Origin of the sequence: Brenneria sp. L4-2C, from assembly GCF_040240335.1 — a bacterium.
Taxonomy (GTDB): domain Bacteria; phylum Pseudomonadota; class Gammaproteobacteria; order Enterobacterales; family Enterobacteriaceae; genus Brenneria.
On sequence record NZ_JBEIAC010000063.1, the window covers coordinates 1 to 646 of the forward strand.

The 646-nt window shown below is 59.3% G+C and carries 1 protein-coding gene; it reads left to right on the top strand.

What is annotated here, in order from left to right:
• A partial coding sequence (locus ABRZ26_RS25040) for a DUF2345 domain-containing protein (RefSeq protein WP_319606711.1) occupies nucleotides 1–524 on the top strand: 524 nt, incomplete at its 5' end.
• Nucleotides 525–646 lie beyond the last annotated feature (122 nt).

Sequence of the window (646 nt, forward strand, 5' to 3'; positions counted from 1 at the left end):
AGGTGTCGGTGCAGGCGCAGAGCGATGAGCTGGAGCTGACGGGACAGCGTGATGTGAGCGTGAGCAGCGTGGCGGGTAAGGTGCTTATCACGGCGGGAGAAGAGCTGACGCTGAGCTGCGGCGGGGGATATATCCGGCTGAAGGGCGGGAAAATCGATCTGGGCTGTCCGGGCAATATCCTGCTGAAGTCGGCCAATGTGCAGAAGATGAGCGCCGCCAGCCTGAATGTGCCTTTGCCGCAACTACCGGCTATCGGCCCCGCGGTTTTGGAACTCGATCTCCGGGATCGCGATATGTCGCCCGTCGCGCACGCGGCTTATACCCTGACGTTTGAAAGCGGCTCGGTAATAACGGGGCGGTTGGACGAAAAGGGGTATGCGCGGCATGAAAACGTACCGGACGAACCCGGCAACGTGCGTTACGAACTGCCGCCGCCCAAACCCGAGACGCTGTGGGAGCCATGGCGATCGATGCTGGATGAGTCTGATATATGGTCGGGTACGACAACAGGAGGCAATCACTGATGGGACAGCAACTCACTCACGCACTGGCGTTTTTTACCGCCGCGCCCGATAGCTGGTTTTCACAGGGAAAGAAAAAAATTGAAGCCTGCGGCCTATGGATCTGGGAAACGGTTCAGGGCGAC